Annotated in this window: 14 protein-coding genes, 1 tRNA gene and 1 pseudogene; 6 read left to right on the top strand and 10 right to left on the bottom strand. The window is 64.5% G+C overall.

The genetic code is table 11. The annotated features are described in order from the left end of the window. A pseudogene (locus tag EOA29_RS42875) lies at window positions 1–155 on the top strand (DNA-3-methyladenine glycosylase 2 family protein); the annotation flags it as partial. Between the two features lie 209 nt (window positions 156–364). Beyond that, window positions 365–922 carry an HNH endonuclease gene (locus EOA29_RS07305; protein ID WP_027167440.1) on the top strand — a complete coding sequence of 186 codons (558 nt, stop codon included), beginning with the start codon at window positions 365–367 and terminating at the stop codon, window positions 920–922. A gap of 474 nt (window positions 923–1,396) precedes the next feature. Here the strand turns inward: EOA29_RS07305 and EOA29_RS07300 are convergent, their stop codons facing one another. Next, the gene (locus EOA29_RS07300) at window positions 1,397–1,915 is read right to left on the bottom strand and encodes a disulfide bond formation protein B (RefSeq protein WP_126091736.1); all 519 of its coding nucleotides are present in this window, start codon (window positions 1,913–1,915) and stop codon (window positions 1,397–1,399) included. Window positions 1,916–1,937: 22 nt separating this feature from the next. Beyond that, complete coding sequence (locus tag EOA29_RS07295; protein WP_126091737.1) at window positions 1,938–2,528, bottom strand: YqaA family protein; 591 nt, start codon at window positions 2,526–2,528, stop codon at window positions 1,938–1,940. A 270-nt stretch (window positions 2,529–2,798) separates the two neighbouring features. Between EOA29_RS07295 and EOA29_RS07290 the strand changes: the two genes are divergently transcribed. Beyond that, window positions 2,799–2,883 (top strand) — tRNA-Leu (locus EOA29_RS07290). Between the two features lie 189 nt (window positions 2,884–3,072). Here EOA29_RS07290 and EOA29_RS07285 read toward each other — a convergent pair. Further along, window positions 3,073–4,068 carry a quinone oxidoreductase gene (locus EOA29_RS07285; RefSeq protein WP_126095733.1) on the bottom strand — a complete coding sequence of 332 codons (996 nt, stop codon included), beginning with the start codon at window positions 4,066–4,068 and terminating at the stop codon, window positions 3,073–3,075. A 98-nt stretch (window positions 4,069–4,166) separates the two neighbouring features. Between EOA29_RS07285 and EOA29_RS07280 the strand changes: the two genes are divergently transcribed. Further along, entirely contained in the window at window positions 4,167–5,090 is a 924-nt protein-coding gene (locus EOA29_RS07280) for a LysR family transcriptional regulator (RefSeq protein ID WP_126091738.1), read from the top strand. Between the two features lie 124 nt (window positions 5,091–5,214). Here EOA29_RS07280 and EOA29_RS07275 read toward each other — a convergent pair whose 3' ends face one another. From EOA29_RS07275 to EOA29_RS07260, 5 genes are all read right to left on the bottom strand, one after another. After that, a complete protein-coding gene (locus EOA29_RS07275) occupies window positions 5,215–6,381 on the bottom strand; it encodes a YncE family protein (RefSeq protein WP_126091739.1) in 1,167 nt (388 codons plus the stop codon). Between the two features lie 71 nt (window positions 6,382–6,452). Continuing rightward, a complete protein-coding gene (locus EOA29_RS07270; RefSeq protein WP_126091740.1) occupies window positions 6,453–7,733 on the bottom strand; it encodes a GNAT family N-acetyltransferase in 1,281 nt (426 codons plus the stop codon). Continuing rightward, entirely contained in the window at window positions 7,733–9,136 is a 1,404-nt protein-coding gene (locus EOA29_RS07265; protein WP_126091741.1) for a lipopolysaccharide biosynthesis protein, read from the bottom strand. Before EOA29_RS07265 ends, EOA29_RS07270 begins: the two co-directional genes overlap by 1 nt. A 121-nt stretch (window positions 9,137–9,257) precedes the next feature. Then, on the bottom strand, window positions 9,258–9,467 hold the full coding sequence (locus EOA29_RS41250; protein WP_127301061.1) for a hypothetical protein: 210 nt from the start codon (window positions 9,465–9,467) through the stop codon (window positions 9,258–9,260). Window positions 9,468–9,519: 52 nt separating this feature from the next. Continuing rightward, on the bottom strand, window positions 9,520–9,792 hold the full coding sequence (locus tag EOA29_RS07260; RefSeq protein ID WP_126091742.1) for a DUF4242 domain-containing protein: 273 nt from the start codon (window positions 9,790–9,792) through the stop codon (window positions 9,520–9,522). Between the two features lie 243 nt (window positions 9,793–10,035). Between EOA29_RS07260 and EOA29_RS07255 the strand changes: the two genes are divergently transcribed. Continuing rightward, on the top strand, window positions 10,036–12,621 hold the full coding sequence (locus EOA29_RS07255) for a LuxR family transcriptional regulator (RefSeq protein WP_126091743.1): 2,586 nt from the start codon (window positions 10,036–10,038) through the stop codon (window positions 12,619–12,621). Window positions 12,622–12,745: 124 nt separating this feature from the next. Here the strand turns inward: EOA29_RS07255 and secA are convergent, their stop codons facing one another. After that, the gene (secA, locus tag EOA29_RS07250; protein WP_126091744.1) at window positions 12,746–15,478 is read right to left on the bottom strand and encodes a preprotein translocase subunit SecA; all 2,733 of its coding nucleotides are present in this window, start codon (window positions 15,476–15,478) and stop codon (window positions 12,746–12,748) included. Window positions 15,479–15,742: 264 nt separating this feature from the next. On the opposite strand from secA, the gene EOA29_RS07245 reads away from it, so the two are divergent. Then, complete coding sequence (locus tag EOA29_RS07245) at window positions 15,743–16,660, top strand: peptidylprolyl isomerase (RefSeq protein WP_126091745.1); 918 nt, start codon at window positions 15,743–15,745, stop codon at window positions 16,658–16,660. Between the two features lie 57 nt (window positions 16,661–16,717). On the opposite strand, the gene EOA29_RS07240 is transcribed toward EOA29_RS07245, so the two are convergent. Beyond that, the gene (locus tag EOA29_RS07240; protein WP_126091746.1) at window positions 16,718–17,317 is read right to left on the bottom strand and encodes a TetR/AcrR family transcriptional regulator; all 600 of its coding nucleotides are present in this window, start codon (window positions 17,315–17,317) and stop codon (window positions 16,718–16,720) included. Window positions 17,318–17,431: the final 114 nt, after the last annotated feature.

Here is a 17,431-nt window from a genome sequence, read left to right as displayed (position 1 = left end):
GCATCGACCCCCGTCCGCCGGAGAAAACACTGATTCGGCTGGCCGAATCATGGAGCCCGTGGCGAGGGGTCGCGTCGCGGCTTTTCTGGGCCTACTACCGCGAATTGAAGGGCAGGGACGCGGCGCCCCCTGTCGAAATGGCCAAAAAAGCATGAAAATCATGCGTTTTTGACGGTTTCGCCGAATGACAATCCGCTTCACATCCCTGTCATGTCGGGCTTACAGTATCCGCGCCGTTCGGCTACAGCGCCGCGCATCCGGTTGGATGTGCTAAAACGCTGTAGGACTTTTGAAGCGGCGCATGATCCTTTCCGAAAATCATACGATTTTCGGGGTCATGCGCTGAACCAAGGAGGCCAACAACGTGACGGTTGCCGTATCTCCGGATGGGCTTCCAGCGCTGGTGCTGAATGCGGACTACCGTCCGCTCAGCTATTATCCCCTGTCGCTCTGGTCGTGGCAGGACGCCATCAAGGCCGTCTTCCTCGACCGGGTCAACATCGTCGCCGAATACGAGCACGCGGTCTCCTCGCCGACCTTCTCGATGAAGCTGCCGAGCGTGGTGAGCCTGAAGGCCTATGTGAAGCCGTCGCGGCATCCGGCCTTCACCCGCTTCAACGTCTTCCTGCGCGACCGCTTCCAGTGCCAGTATTGCGGCACCCCCGAGGATCTCACCTTCGACCATGTCATCCCGCGCCATCGCGGCGGGGCGACGACTTGGGAGAATGTCGTCGCCGCCTGCTCGCCCTGCAACCTCAGGAAAGGCGGCATGATGCCGGCGCAGGCCAAGATGTGGCCGCTGCAGAAGCCCTATCAGCCGACGGTGCACGACCTGCACAACAACGGCCGCCTGTTCCCGCCCAACCATCTGCATGAAAGCTGGATGGATTATCTGTACTGGGATGTCGAACTCGAACCGTAGAGTTCGGCACAAATCCGCCATGCTGGCCGCCTGGCGCAGCTTTCTGCGCTTCCGGCCTTCGCCGGTCGAAGCACCAGTGGGAGGTGGTCGTGGTGGTTAAGGGCTACGGCCGGCGTGGGCCGGTGCTCATGGACTTGCCAGGCCGCGATTGTCTGACACTCCCAGATATCGGACCAGTTCGGCGTGTTCACTTATCAGCGGCTTCGCGTTTAACGACCGGCTTCCCCCACTCCGTCGCTGCTTCGCAGCGCCACCTCTCCCCCCTTCGGAGGGAGAGGAAGGGAGCCTTTGGAGGAGCGCTGGCTAGAATAGGCTCGCGCCCTTCCTCTACCCCGTCGATCGGGGGAGAGGTGGCTCGGCGAAGCCGAGACGGAGTGGGGGTCGATCTGGCTCGGACGTCGAAAGCTGCGCCATCCGACTCAGCCTGCCGAATTCTTGCTCGAACTCTGCGTGGCGTCGCTCGATCGAATTGGCTCAGTCGCGCGAGAGCGCGCTGCGGAAGGCGACGGCGGCCAGGATAAGGCTGGCGATGGCGTTCCAGCCGGCGAGCGACAGGCCGAGGATGCGAAGCGCGGCCTTGTCGCAGGAGGGCGGCACGAATTTGTCGAGCGCGTCGAGCACGCCTTTGCCACCGGTGTCGACCGGGCCGGCGCCGGCCGTGCAGTCGGCAGGACCCGGCCACCAGGCCCATTCGACGCCGGAATGGTAAACGCCGAGATAGAGGCCGTAGAGCATCAGCAGGCCGCCGATCACCAGCAGGGCGCGCGTCACCCAGGCCGGCGCGCGCAGCATTGAAGCAATCACCGCCACCAGCATCAGCGGCGCGCCGATGTAGTAAGGGGTGCGCTGCTCCAGGCAGAGATGGCAGGGGATATAGCCGCCTATGTACTGGAAGGCGAGCGCCGAGCCGACGGTCGCAGCCATGGCGACGGCGAGAAACAGCGCCGCGCGGGTCCGCTGGCGTCCGGTGTCGGCATTCATGGTCGCTGTCATCGAAGGGTCCGTTCGCTTGGCTTTATCCGTGGGCGTATCTGACCGCGATATAGAGCAAAATAAGGGCAGCGGCGCCGGCGCTGACGATCATACCCAGGCGCTTTTCGATGAACTCCTTGATCGACTCGCCGTAGCGGCGCAGCAGCCAGGCAAGCAGCAGGAAACGGGCGCCGCGCGCCACGATGGCAAGCCCGATGAAGAGCATGAGGTTGACGCCGATGACGCCGGACAGGATCGTCACCACCTTGATCGGCGGCAAATGCGCGGCGCCTGAGGTAACCAGCATCAGGATAATGAAGCCGACGCCGGATGAGAGGCGCAACTGCTCGAACTCGTCATACTTGCCATAGAATTCAAGGATCGGCTTGGCGACCGCCTCATAGGCATAGTGGCCGATGAACCAGCCGGCGATGCCGCCCAGCACCGAGGCGACCGTTGCGATCAGCGCGTAACGATAGGCGCGGTCGGGCCGCGACAGCGCCATCGGCAGATAGAGCACGTCGGCCGGCACAAGGAAGACAGAGCTTTCGACGAAAGCGATGAAGGCCAGCCACCATTCGGCGGATTTGCGCGCCGCCAGCGACAGGGTCCAGTCGTAAAGTCCGCGAAGCATCGGCTCTCCTAATGAATGCCACCCCGAGGCGCTTGCGGTTTTTGGGCGACGACAGGCAGGAAGACAAGGACCCAAAGCGCCGCAGCAAGGGTTTCGGCGCAGGTACGCCGTCTGTCTAGAAAGATTTTCCGCGCCGCACAATGGCGGCGCCACCATGAAACCGAAAAGCTGTGGCAGGGGCACCGGCGGGTTTGTCAAATCCGCAACAGGCCAGTTGACGAAAGCCCGTCCAACCGTATAGTCCGCGCCCATCCAGGCCGCCCGGCCTGAGCCCCTATGGCGGAATTGGTAGACGCGCTCGACTCAAAATCGAGTTCCGCAAGGAGTGCTGGTTCGATCCCGGCTAGGGGCACCATCCTTCGCTCCAATCCACCCCGAAGGTCCGCCGCGATAGCTGGCAGGATGCCCGAGACCACGAAGGCGTCGGTGCCGATGGCAAAGTTTCCCCACCGTTAGCAACCGGACACGCCGATCGAAAGCCCGAGCGCCTGCGGCGGCGTTGCAGTTTGCAGGCGTGCTCATCACGGCGGCTTTGCGATTTGCCTCACACGGAGCCGATCTCGATGACGATCTTGCCGACGTTGCTTCTGTCAATGAGCTGGTCCTGCGCCGCGGCGGCGTTCTCAAGCGAATAGACGCCCGAGATCTGCGGCGTAAGCCAACCTTCGCGGATCGCCTGCCAGACGGCCGCAGCACGCATGCGCCGCTCCTTTGGATCGGCGATGTAGTCGAAGAGATCGCACCCGTGGATCGCGCGCGACCTATGGATCAGGTGGTGGACGTTGACCGGATCGGCTTCGCCGCTGACAAGTCCATAGGTGACAATATTCCCGCGCGTCGCGACGAGTTCGAGATCGCCGGCCAACGTCGTTTTGCCGATGCCATCGATGATGAGATCGACGCCTCTACCGTTGGTGACGTCACGGCCGATCGCGACGAAATCGTCCCTGGTGTAGTCAATGACGTAGTCGGCGCCGAGCCTCTTGACCACGTCGACCTTGCTGGTGCTGCAGGTGCCGATCACGGTGGCGCCAAGGTGCTTCGCCCACTGCACGAGGTTGCGACCCATCCCACCAGCGGCAGCGTGAACCAACACCGTCGTGCCCGGCCGCACGGGCCTGATCTCATTGAGCATATAGTGCGTCGTCATGCCTTGCGCAGTCATAGCAGCCGCTATCTCAAATGAGATGTCGTCGGGGAGCGGCACGACTTTGTCAGCCTCGATTGCGATAAGCTCGCTATAGGCGCGCTCAAGACCGGCGCTCTCGTTTTGCATATAGGCGACGCGATCGCCGATCTTGAAATCCCGGACTGACGAACCGATCGCCACAACCATGCCCGCGCCCTCGGTGCCGGGCACAAAAGGAGTGGGCACGGCCGGAAAGGGATACCAGCCGCGCCGCATGGCAATGTCGATGAAGTTCACGCCAGCATAGTGGTTGGCGATGATGACTTGGTCGGAAGCCGGAGTCGGTTCGGTTCTGTCGACCAGAGCCAGCACGTCCGATTCGCCGTAGGCGGTCACCTCAACTACTTTCATGATCTGATCCTCGTCTCGAGCGGTAGGGCAAGACTTGCGCGCTCCATGTCCCCGAGATAAACGCGGAGCGCTCATTTGCCCAATCGATGACACTCCTTATGGGAATCGATCACGCTAATCTCGCTCGGCTCGACCTCAACCTCTTGGTGGCGCTTGACGCGTTGCTGTCGGAGAGGAGCGTGACACGCGCCGCGGCGCGGGTGGGACTGGGACAGTCGGCGATGAGTTACAACCTCGCGCGCCTGCGTGCGTTGTTTCGTGACGAACTGCTGGTGCGCAGTGCCGATGGAATGCGTCCGACCCCGAAGGCGCTGGCTCTGGCCACACCGGTACGCGCGGTGCTGACCGGCGTGGCGGCGATCGTCCTCGAACAACCGGGCTTCGAGCCTGCTACGGCGGAGCGCCGCTTCCGTATTGCTGTCCCCGACAGCCTGGAAAGCACGCTGCTGCCGCGCCTGTTGGGCGCGCTTGCTGCGGAGGCGCCCGGCATCGCGGTGCAGGTGCGTTCAACAGACCGCTTTGCGGTGCTCGACTTGCTGGACCGAGGCGAACTCGACCTCGGTATCGGCGTGTTTACGGAAGGAGATACGACCCACAAGCGGCGCGTCTTATATCTTGAAGGCTACCTGTGCCTTTATCCGCCGGACTTGGTTCAGGTGTCCGCACCGATCACCCTGAACGAATACGTATCGCTGCCGCATGTGCTGGCGTCGTCGCGGGAGGATCCTCGCGGCGTCGTCGACGATGCACTAGCACTGCTTGGGCAACGCCGACGCGTGTTACTGTCCACGCCGCATTTCCTTGCCATTCCCCACCTTCTGCGGCCGGTGGGCGCGATTGCGACCCTGCCGGCAGCGCTGGCTCAGAGCTTCGTGCAGCAGTTCCAATTGGCGACCAGCAACCTGCCGTTTGACCTGCCGAGCTTCCAGGTGTCGATGCTCTGGCATGCCTCGTACGACCGCGATGCTGCGCATCGATGGCTGCGGGAGAAGATCGCTCGTGTGGTCTCGGCCTCAGCATGAGCAGCCATCAATTCCATTTGGCTAAACCACCGAATCATGAACGGAGACGAGCGGTTCACCAACATTCCGCAGCTCCAGAGCGGGAACAAGTGTGGGCAGGAGGGGGTGCAAGGTCCCGAGCACGCTACCGCATATTCCCCGTATGCCCCTGCGAATACCGCCCGGGTTGCGGCCAGACGGTGAGGCCATGCGGTTCCACACCAACGCGGATCTTGGTCACGGCGCCGCTCGCCGTGTCGATCATGTAGACCTCGCTGTCGAAGCGGCCCGAGAGCCAGAGCTGCTTGCCGTCGGCGCTGACATTGCCCATGTCGGGGCTGCCGCCTTCGGGGATCGGCCATTGGGCGACGACCGAGCGCGTGGCGAAGTCGATCACCGTCACGCTGCCCGGCCCGTCGGCGCGGCCCTGCTCCATCTTGTGCGAGCCGCGGTTCGAGACGTAGAGCCGCTTGCCGTCGCGGCTGACGACGAAGCCATGCGCGCCTATGCCCGTCGCGACGAAGCCGATCTCCTTGAAGCTGTCGCCGTCGATGAGGAAGACGCCGTCATTCATCATGTCGGCGACGTAGAAGATCTTGCCGTCGGGCGACAGCCTTATGTCCTGCGGCATGCCCATCTTCGACAGGTCGAGATGGCCGAGCACCTTCTGGTTCTTCAGGTCGATCTTTGCCAGCCCGCCGTCGCCATACTCGCAGGTGAAGATCGCATAGGAATTGTCGGCCGAGAAATCGGCGTGGTTGATGCCGGGGCAGGTCGGCGCCGGGATGATCGATTTCAGGGCCATGGTCCGCGGATCGCGCAGGTCGAGCTGCCTCAGCGCCTCGTCGACGATGATGGCGGCGCTGCCGTCCGGCATGAAATACATGTTGTAGGGGTCGTCGACCTGCACCTGCTTGCCGGGTTTGGCGGTCGTCGGGTCGATCGGCGTCAGGCTGCCGTTCTTGCCGGTGCCGTTGTTGGCCACCCAGAGCGTCTTCAGGTCCCAGGAGGGAACGACATGCTGCGGCTTGCTGCCGACCGGGAACCTTTCGACCTCCTTGAGCGTCACCATGTCGATCACAGAGACGCTGTTCGAGGAGCGGTTCGGCACATAGACGCGCGGCAGCGCGCCGGCCGTGGCGGCGTCGAGATGGCCGGCGGTGGTATGGCTGTAGATGTTGACGGGCGGCGGCGGAGGCTCGCTGCAATCCTCGGGGCAGGAGCCTGCGAAGGCGGTTGTCGGCAGTGGGGCGAGCAGCAGGCCAAGCAGCGTGATTGGCGGACCGACATGGCGCAGGAAGGTTCTGATCATCTGGATTGCTTTTCGAGGAAGGCGGACCGGATCGGCCCGCCGCATGCCATAGCCTGTGCAGCGCTCTCCATCTAGCGCCTTTTCAAGAGGCTCCGCATGCGGTTGCGCAGGATGCGCGCCATGTTGCGGGTCTCGCGATAGAGGTGCAATTGCGAGGCTGCCTGGCGGGCGAGGCGGTCGGCGTCCGGCGTCAGACCCACGACCAGCGTGCCCATCGGCTTGCGCTCGCTCCACAGCCGGCTCATCACCGGATGGTCGGGCACCGCGCAGGAATCGGTCATGACGATGTTGGGGTCGTCGAGGTGCTGTTTCGTCACCTCGATCATCAGAAGCGTGCCCGGCGAATAGGCTGAGAGCGCCTCGTCATAGGCGGTTTTCCAGGTGTAGGCGACGCCCGCCTCGACGAAGACCACCAGGCAGGCGATGGTGCGGCCGTCGAGCTTCAACGAATGGATGCGGCACATGTCGTGCTCTGCCAGCCGGTGCACGGCCTCGCGGGCGAAGGCGGCGCGGTAGCGGTCGATCGCCATGGCGGTGCGCTCGCGGCCCTTCCAGCCCGCGGCCTCCAGAGTCAGGAAGCTCTCGATGGCGTGGCGGATCTCGTCCGGCCCGCGCGCCACGACATGCTCGAGCCTGCCAAGGTCGGCAAGACGCCGCTTCAGGCGGCGGAATTCGCGATAGTGATGCGAGCGCAGCGATGCCTTGAGATAGTCGTCGCCATCGGCATCGCTCTCCAGCACCGGGCGCTCGGCCTTGCCGGTGACGACCAGGGTCAGGCCGCGGCTGTCGGCAAAGGAGGTGAGCAGGCTCGCCACCGGGCCGTCCAGCCTCATGTCGGGCAGCACAAAGACCTTCGGCAGCTTGAGATGCGGCCTCGACAGCATCGAGAAGAAATCCTCGATGACGCCGACCGGGTCGTCGCGATCGACCAGCGGCGCGCCGAGCGGGCCGAACGGGCTCGACCATGTGCGCATGACCGGGACGCCGAGCGGGATCGCCGGCCGCTCGACCGAGAACGGCACCAGAAGCCGCAGCCGGTTGCGGAACTCGTCGCCGTCGCGGATGACAGCCAGCCGCACCTCGCGGTCCTCGAGCCTCGGCATGGCGGGGGCCAGGAAGCGGGGGTTGAAGAACACGTTGGGTTCGATCGCGCGGGCGCTGAGATAATCGAGCTCCTCGACGAGATCGAAGCCTGCGGAGGCCGGATAGATCGCGAGCCTGCGCTCCGGCCTGTTGTTGGCGAACAGCTCGATATGGGCAGGGTCCGCCTCCCTGGCGAGGCCCGCAAGGCCCGACACCATGGCGCCGGCCGGGCCGCCGCTGGTCTCCTCTAGCAACGGAACGGCGGCCATCAGGCGACTTCCTTCTTTGCAGGCACGAAAATCGCCATGACGATGCCGAGCTTGCGCCAGACGGTGAAAGACAGCGCGCTGGCCTCGAAGATCATGGCGAGGCTGGTGGCGACCGCCGCGCCCCAGAGGCCGAAATGCGGGATCAGCATCACGTTGAGGCCGATGTTCAGGGCAAGCGTCATGGCATAGACGGCGGCGCAGATGTTCTGGTTGCCGCTCATGGTGAGCAGGCTTTCGCAGGGGCCGACGGCGCCGCGCGCGACGACGCCGAAGACGAGCAGGAAAAGCAGCGGATAGCCGGCGGTGAATTCCGGGCCGAACAGCACCAGCATCGGCTTGCCGAGCGCCAGCACCAGCAGCGCCATCGCCAGCGACGGCCAGAAAGTCCAGGAGACCGTCTCGCGAGCGAAGGCGGCAAGCCGTTCCGGCTCGCCATGGGTGAACTGCGCGTAGCGCTGGGCGACGCCCGCCTTGACGGCGAAATAGACGAAATGCACCAGCGCCAGCGTCTTCACGGTAGCGAAATAGATTGCGACGTCATTGGGGTCGAGATAGGCGCCGACCATCAGCACGTCGGCATTGGTGAGCAGGAAGAAAAAGCTCTCGACCAGGAAGATCGGCAGCGAGACGAGGAACCACTGGCCGAAATGCACGGTCGTCGGGCCGGCCGGGATCTTCTTGTCCATGCGTGAGGTGACGCCTATCAACTGGCCGAGCGTCGTCACATAGGTGGCGGCGATCGAGGCGAAGATCGCGGTCTTGGCGTCCGGGGCGTAGTTCAGGGCGAGCATAAGCGCCATGAACACCAGGATCAGCACCGGCCGCACGAGATAGGTCGGCGACAGCGCGAACAGCGCCCATGAATTGGCGCGGGCCAGCCCCTGCAGAAGATCGCCCATCGCGATCATCGGCAGGCAGATGACGCCGAGGATGAAGGGAACGACATAGTAGTTCTCGATCCAGGGCGAGGCGAGCCAGACGCCGAGGGCGCCGAGGGCCGCAATCACCGTCGAGGCGACCAGCACGAACAGGCGGCTCGCGAGCACGATGCCGCGCAGCTCGGCGAGCATGCCGCGCTCGCGATATTCGGGAATGAAGCGGATGACCGAGGTGTGGAAGCCGAGGCAGGCAAGGTTGCCGACGATGACCATCGTCACCCAGACCAGCACGAAGATGCCGTATTCGAACGAGCCCATCCAGCGCGCCATCAGCACCTGGCTGATGAAGGCGATGACGGCGCTGACGATGCGGATGGAAAAGGCGATCAGCGACATGCGGCCGGCTTCGCCGCGTTCGTCGGCGGTGAACAGCACGGCATCGATGCGGCCAAGCAACGGCCGCATGCGCAGCGCTAAGCGCTGCGGCAGGAACCGCCCGGCAGTCGTCGCCGCGGAAAAGCGCACCCCGAATACTCTCCGTTTTCCGCCTCTTTCCAGCGGTCCCGTCTATCCGAAACACCTTAAGAAAGGGTGGGTGGAGTGCTCCCTTCTCCCCTTAGAGACGGAGAGAAGGGAAGGGGCTGCATCAACGGTGATGCCACCAATATTCCCAGTATTCGCGCGGCATCTCGCGCTCCTCGAGGCCGATATCGCGTCTCAGATAATCGTCCCGCGGGGGCAATCGGCGGCGCCGGTTTCGCAGAGGCGAAAGCAGCGCCGCCACGGCCCGCTGGATGATGCCGCGCCGTGGCGCGAGGATATGCGCCGGGGCGGATACTCCCTCGCCGTCCGGCACGCCATCAGGTCCGCCACCGGCAGGGATGATCTGAAGCGCATCGTCCGCTTGATCAGCGATAAAAGTAGGGGTCGAGGACCCGCACCTCCGTGATCTTGTCGACGGGAAGCGAATTCTTCTGCGCGGTGCTGCGGATCGCCTCGGGCGAGGGGGCGTCGTAGATGCAGAAGCTCTTCGACTTGTCGGGCGAGACGAAGGACTGCACCCAGGTCACGCCCTTTTCGGCGTTGCGGGCGATGACGCCGCCCATGGCCGTCGCGCCGGCATCGTTCATCGGCACGTTGAGCCCATCGGGAAATGTCCGTTCAACCAGATAGCGAGGCATGATTGGTTTTCCTTTGGTGATTGAATCACGCTCGGTTCGAGCGCGGCCGCACTAAAACCACGCTCGCAAAAGCCGCGCATCGGAACCTTTCCCCATATTGGGCGGGACGATTCCCCACATTAGGGGCGTTATTTGTGGAGAGAGGCACCATAATGTGTGGAAGGTCACATTATGGCGCGCTCATCCGGACTATCGAGGCGGCACCCGCCGCGGTGAAATCCTGACTTTGCGAGAGAAACGAGAATGCTTCTGGAAAGGCAGACGCAACTGCGGCAACTGGAGGCCCTTGTGGCGGATGCGATGCAGGGCCGCGGCCGCGTCGCGGCGCTGTCAGGCGAGGCCGGCGCCGGCAAGACGGCGCTGGTCGAGGCCTTCGTCGGTCATGTCGGGCAAGGCGTGACGCTGCTTCGCAGCGCCTGCGAGGACCTGTCGATCCCGGATCCGCTCGGGCCGCTCTACGACCTCGCCCGCGAGGCGCAATGGGAATTGCCGCGGGCGATCGACGCCCGGCAGGGGCAGCGGCTGCCGCTGTTTTCCGATGCGCTCGACGTCTTCGAGGCGAAGGGTCCGAGCCTGCTCGTCATCGAGGACCTGCATTGGGCGGATGACGCTACGCTCGATTTCGTCCGCTTCCTCGGCCGGCGCATTGCAAACACCCACATTTTGCTTCTGGTCACGGCGCGCACCGACCGCAGCGAGGGGCAGATGCGCGTGCGCCGGGCGCTCGGCGAGATCCCGGCCAGCAATGTCACGCGTATCGAGGTGCCGCTGCTCAGTGAGGCCGCCGTGTTGTCGCTCGCGGAACAGGCCGGTCGCGAGGGCGAAGCGATCTACCGGGCCACCGCCGGCAATGCCTTCTTCGTCGCCGAACTGCTTGCCGCCGAAAGCGACAGCGCGCTGCCGGCCAGCGTACGCGACGCGGTGCTGGCCCGGGCGGAGCGGCTGTCGCCCGGCGCCCGCTCGATGCTCGACGCGGTGTCCGTGTTTCCGCGCCGCGCCGACGCCTGGGCACTGCAGGGCCTGTGCGGGATCGCCGCCGCCGGTCAGCTCGCCGAATGCGTCAGCCAAGGCCTGCTCGAGGATTTCGGCGACGGCTACGCCTTCCGGCACGAGATCGCTCGCCGGGCCATCGAGATGGCGCTGACGCCGAGCCGACGGCGCGAGTACAACCAGCGCGCGCTGACAGCACTGCAGGAAAACCCCGATGTGGCCACCGCAAGGCTGGTGCATCACGCGGTGGAGGCGCAGAACCTGGAGGCGGTGCGCGAGCTTGCGCCGCTTGCCGCGCGCGAGGCTTCCCGCGTCGGCGCGCATCGCGATGCCGCCGGCCATTACGAGGTCGCCCTGCGGTATTGCGATGGCCTGCCGATGGAAAGCCGGGCCGCGCTGCACGAAGGCCATGCCTTCGAATGCCATCTCATCGGCCGCATCAACGCGGCCATGGAGGCGCAGCGTGAGGCGCGCCGGCTGCAGCAAGCGTTGGGCGACAGGCTGAAGGAAGGCGACAGCCTCAGATGCCTGTCACGCTTCGCCTACCTGCTCGGCGACCGCGAGGCGGCGGACCGGTTCGGGTCGCAGGCCGTCGAGCTTCTGGAAACGGCGCCCGACAGTCCCGAGCTTGCCATGGCTTACTCGAACCTTTCCCAACTGGCGATGCTGGCCGAAAGGCTCGACGAGACGCTTTCGCTGGGTGGCAAGGCGATCGCGCTGGCGGAGCGGCTGAACCGGCCGGACATCCTGTGTCACGCACTCAACAATGTCGGCGCCGCCGGGCAATGGCTGGATTTCGCCAAAGGGCGACGCGATCTCGCCCGCAGCCTGGGAATCGCCCTTGCGGGGAATTTCCAGGAGCATGCGGCCCGCGCCTTCACCAATTGCGCCTGCGTCGAGATGAACCGGCTCAGCTTCGACGAGGCGGAAGCCTTCCTCGAACGCGGCATCGCCTATTGCGTCGAGAACGATCTGGCGACCTGGCGCGACTACATGCGCGGCGTTCAGGCGCAGTTGCTGCTGCGGCGCGGCCTGTGGAACGACGCGGCGGCGATAGCGCATGACGTCATCGACGACGAGGCAGCGACCGCGCTGGTGCGCTACCCCTCGCTGGTGGCGCTGGCAAGGCTGCGCATCAGGCGGGGTGATCCATCGGCCGAGCCGGTGCTGGACGAGATGACAAGCTTCCTGGACAAGGGCATGGAGCTGCAGCGGCTGGTGCCTTACGCGGCGGTGATGGCGGAGCTCGCATGGCTCGGGCAAGGCGATCCGGACGAGGCGCTCCGCCTGATCGACCTCGCCGAAAGCCAGTCGCCGACGCGGGCGGTGTTCGGCGAATTGGCGATCTGGCGGCAATTGCTGTCGCCCGACAGCGATCCCGGCGAGACCATTGGCATGGCCGAGCCGCATCGCCTTCTGCTTGCCGGAGACTGGCGCGGCGCCGCGGCGTTCTGGGCAGGGACGGACGCTCCCTTCGAGCGCGCGCTCGCCTTGCTGCAAGGCAACGAGGCGGCGCTGCGCGAGGCGCTCGACATTCTTGAAGCGCTTGGCGCAAGGCCGGTGGCGCAGCATGTGCGCGGCATGATGCGGCAAAGCGGCGTCAGCCATATCGCGAGAGGGCCAAGGCAGGCGACGCGCGCCAATCAAGCGGGCCTCACGCAACGCCAGATGGAGGTGCTGCAACTGATCGAGCGCGGCTTCTCCAACAAGAAGATCGCGGCGCATCTGACCATCTCGCCGAAGACGGTCGATCACCACGTCTCGGCGGTGCTGGAGAAGCTGGAGGCCGTCTCGCGCGGCGAGGCGACGGCGGCGGCGCGGGCGTCGGGGCTGCTGTGAGGCTTACCGGCCAGGGAAGCTGGAGCAGTTCGGTGTTTGGCAGATCGCCGAACACCGGCGCAGCCCCTCATCCGGCCCTGCGGGCCACCTTCTCCCCGTAAAAACGGGGAGAAGGAAGAGAGGATCAGGCGAAGGCGCCGTGGCAGTGCTTGTATTTCTTGCCGGAGCCGCAGGGGCAGGCCTCGTTGCGGCCGATCTTGCCCCAGGTCGCCGGGTTCTTCGGATCGCGATTCTCCGGCGCGACGATCGTGTTGTGATCCTGGCGGACCAGAAGCGCGGTCTCGCCGCCCTGGAAGTCGTCCTCGCCGGTGGTGCCGTCGATATGGCTGCCGAACATGTCGGGCGCCTCAGGCGGGGGAGCGTCCGCCGCCTGGCGGACCAACTCGACGCGCATCAGCTGCGCGGTGACGGCCTGTTCCAGGTTGCCGAGCATGGCCTGAAACAGTTCGAAGGCCTCGCCCTTGTACTCCTGCAGCGGGTCGCGCTGGGCATAGCCGCGGAAGCCGACGACCGAGCGCAGATGGTCGAGATTGACGATGTGCTCGCGCCACAGGTGGTCGAGCGTCTGCAGCACCACCGAGCGCTCGACATAGCTCATCACGTCGGGGCCGAAGCGGTCGGCGCGTTCCTTCGCGGCTGCATCGGCAGCCGCCGCGATGCGTTCGCGGATGTCGTCCTCGGCGATGCCCTCTTCCTTGACCCACTCTTCGACCGGCAGGTCGAGGTTCAGGAATTGCGCCACTTCCTCCTTCAGGCCGGCAACGTTCCACTGCTCGGCATAGGCGTTTTCGGGGATGTTCTTGGCGACGATTTCCTCGATGACGCCCTCGCGCATCTCGGTGACCGTCTCGGACAGACCTTCGCCGTCCATCAACTCGATGCGTCGCTGGAACACCGCCTTGCGCTGATCGTTGGAGACGTCGTCATATTTCAAGAGGTTCTTGCGGATGTCGAAGTTGCGCGCCTCGACCTTCTTCTGCGCCTTTTCCAGCGCCTTGTTGATCCACGGGTGGATGATCGCCTCGTCTTCCTTGAGACCGAGCTTCTGCAGCATGCCGTCCATGCGCTCGGAGCCGAAGATGCGCATCAGGTCGTCCTGCAGCGACAGGAAGAATTTCGAGCGGCCCGGATCGCCCTGGCGGCCGGAGCGGCCGCGGAGCTGGTTGTCGATGCGGCGCGATTCATGGCGCTCGGTGGCCAAAACGTAGAGGCCGCCGGCGGCCAGCGCCTTTTCCTTCAACTGCGCGACGTCGTCGCGGATCTGCTTTTCACGTGCCTCGCGTTCCGGCCCGGCCGGCATGTCGGCCAATTCCTCGGCAATGCGCATGTCGGCGTTGCCGCCAAGCTGGATGTCGGTGCCACGGCCGGCCATGTTGGTGGCGATGGTGATGGCGCCGGGCTTGCCGGCCTGGGCGACGATGGCCGCCTCCCGCTCGTGGTGGCGGGCGTTCAGCACCTCGAAATTCTTGAAACCGTCCTTGCGCAGGCGTTCGGCCAGCTGCTCGGATTTCTCGATCGAGGTGGTGCCGACTAGGATCGGCTGGCCCTTGTCGCGCGCTTCCTTGATCTCCTTGACGATCGCCTTGTACTTCTCGTCCACCGTCCGATAGACCTCGTCGTCCTCGTCCTTGCGGACGACCGGCAGGTTGGTCGGGATCTCGGTGACTTCGAGATTGTAGATGTTAGCGAATTCCTCGGCCTCGGTCAGCGCCGTGCCGGTCATGCCGGCGAGCTTCTTGTAGAGGCGGAAATAGTTTTGGAAGGTGACGGAGGCGAGCGTCTGGTTCTCCGGCTGGATCGCCACGTGTTCCTTGGCCTCCAGCGCCTGGTGCAGGCCTTCCGAATAACGGCGGCCAGGCATCATGCGGCCGGTGAACTCGTCGATGATGACGATCTCGCCGTTGCGCACGATGTAGTCCCTGTCTTTCTGGAACAAAAGGTGCGCCTTCAGCGCATTGTTGACATGGTGGACGATGGCGACGTTCTCGACGTCATAGAGCGACTCGCCCTTCAGCAGGCCGGCGTCGCGCAGCATGTTTTCCAGCCTTTCGGTGCCGTCCTCGGTGAAGATCGTGGTCTTCTGCTTCTCGTCGACCTCGTAGTCGGGGGGGCCGAGCCTCAGCATGAAGGCGTCGATGGTGTTGTACATTTCCGAGCGGTCCTCGAGCGGACCGGAAATGATCAGCGGCGTGCGCGCTTCGTCGACCAGGATGGAATCGACCTCGTCGACGATGGCGTAGGCATGGCCGCGCTGCACCATCTGCGAGCGCTCGTACTTCATATTGTCGCGCAGATAGTCGAAGCCGAGCTCGTTGTTGGTGGCATAGGTGACGTCGGAGGCGTAGGCCTCGCGGCGCTCGTCGTCGGAGAGGCCGTGAACGATGATGCCGACGGTGAGGCCGAGGAACTTGTAGATGCGGCCCATCCATTCCGCGTCGCGCTTGGCCAGATAGTCGTTGACGGTGACGACATGGACGCCTTTGCCGGCAAGCGCATTGAGATAGACCGGCAAGGTGGCGACCAGCGTCTTGCCCTCGCCGGTGCGCATTTCGGCGATGCCGCCATTGTGCAGCACCATGCCGCCGATCAATTGCACGTCGAAGGGACGCATGCTCAGAACGCGGCGGGCCGCTTCGCGCACGGTGGCGAAAGCCGGTATCAGCAGGTCGTCGAGCGACGCGCCGTTGGCGAGATCCTGGCGGAATTTTTCCGTGCGGCCCGCAAGCTCGGCATCGGACAGCGCCCGCATCTCGTTTTCCATGGCGTTGATGGCCTCGACCCGGGGCCTGGTCGCCTTGACTCGGCGGTCGTTGGAGGAGCCGAAAACCTTACGGGCGAGACCGCCGAGACTGACCATCCAATGGTCCTTTCGATAGCAATTTTAGCCGTTTGCGACAGGCGCCTGGCGGGCCTATCAAATCCGCGTGAATGCGGACAAACGCAAAAAGCGCCCGGAAAACGGTTCTGGACGCCAAGTCGTTGGACAGATAAGAGGGGGCTCAATCGATGTCAACGCCGCGTTAGCCCTCCGGGCAGCGCCAAATTCCGCCACAATCGGACTGATCTGGAACCTTTCCGCTCAAGCCATCCTTATTGGCAATCCCCATTGGAGTTTATCTTGATGTCCCTGCTGTTCCGCCGCGCGTCGCTCGCCAGCCTTGGCCTGGCCTTCGGGCTCTCGGCTCTTTCACTGTCGCCGCTGATGGCGCAGGAAACCAAGCCCGCCCAGCCGGATGCCGCGGCTCCCGCCGCTGCGCCGGTCGACCCGAACGCCGTCGTCGCCACCATCAACGGCGAGAAGCTGACCGAGGCCGATCTTGCGCTCGCCGAAGGCGAGCTGTCGCAGCAGTTCCAGCAGCTGCCGCCGGAACAGCGCCGCGCCGCCGCCCTTTCGGCTGCCATCGAAATCCGCGTCATGGCCAAGAAGGCGGTCGACAGCGGTCTCGACAAGGATGCCGATTTCCAGCGCCGCATGGCGTTCCTGCAGCAGCGCGCCCTGCACGGCGAGGTGGTCGAGAAGGAGGTCGTCAACAAGGTGACGGACGCCGAAGTCCGCGCCCGCTATGACCAGGAAATCGCCAACACGCCGCCGGTCAATGAAATCCACGCCCGTCACATCCTCGTGAAGACCAAGGAAGAGGCCGAGGCGATCATCAAGCAGCTCGACGGCGGTGCCGATTTCCAAAAACTCGCCAACGAGCACACCAGCGACCCAAGCGGTAAATCGAATGGCGGCGACCTCGGCTGGTTCGGTCCCGGGCAGATGGTGCCTGAGTTCGACAAGGCGGCCTCTGCCCTGGAGGTCGGCAAATACTCGAAGGAGCCGGTGCAGTCGCAGTTCGGCTGGCATGTCATCAAGGTCGAGGACAAGCGCGCCAAGCAGCCGCCGGCCTTCGACGACGTCAAGGACCAGGCCAGGCAGGCCGTGATCCGCGACAAATACTTCGCCATGGTCAAGGAATTGCGCGGAGCCGCCAAGGTCGAGATCCCCGACGAGAAGCTGAAGGCCGCGGTCGACGCGATGGAGAACGGCAAGTAAGCGCAAGAGACTCCGCAAAAGGGCGCGGCGAACTGTTGTTCGTCGCGCCCTTTTGTTTCAGCGGATACGCACGGCAATGCCGTGCATCACATAGCGGACTGCCTTGCGTATGGCCGCGTCGTCTTCGTCGAGGCGATTGGTCAGGAGATGCGTCCAGGCATAGGAGGCCATGAGGTCGGCAACGAGCGTCGGGTCGATATCGGCCGCAACTTCGCCCCTCGCCTTGGCGCGCTCGACCATCTGGCCGGTATGGGCGCGGCGCCCTCTCGCATAGTCTGCAAGCGCTGCTGCCGCGCCTTCATCGGACTGGGCCTCGGCGATCAGCGATCTGAACACGCTGCCGGACGAGGTTTCGCGCCAGTGCGAGAACAGGCTCTTCAGGAAACCAACGAGATCGTCCTCCAGCTTTCCGGTGTCCGGATTGTCGACGCGCTTGCCCCGCTGGTAGACGTCGAGCAGCAGAGCCGCCTTGCTCGGCCACCAGCGGTAGATCGTGGGCTTGCCGGCGCGCGCCCGCCGCGCCACGGCCTCGATGGAGAAACCGGCATAGCCGGCTTCGACCAGCACTGCCTCGGCGGCGTCGAGAATGGCGCCGGCGCTTTCCGGGTTTCGCCGCGCGCCGATCGATTTGCGTCCCGAGCCAGCCTCTTCAGCCATTCGACCTGTCTTATCCATGAATTGCTGCATCCTCATACACGACCTCTTGACGAAACGAAACGGTCCGTTTTATATAACGGAACGTTTCGTAACGATAGGAGAGATCGATGACCC

Origin of the sequence: Mesorhizobium sp. M1E.F.Ca.ET.063.01.1.1, assembly GCF_003998155.1 — a bacterium.
Classification (GTDB): Bacteria; Pseudomonadota; Alphaproteobacteria; order Rhizobiales; family Rhizobiaceae; genus Mesorhizobium.
Note: the sequence above shows the minus strand (reverse complement) of the source record. Positions and strands in the feature narration are given on the sequence as shown.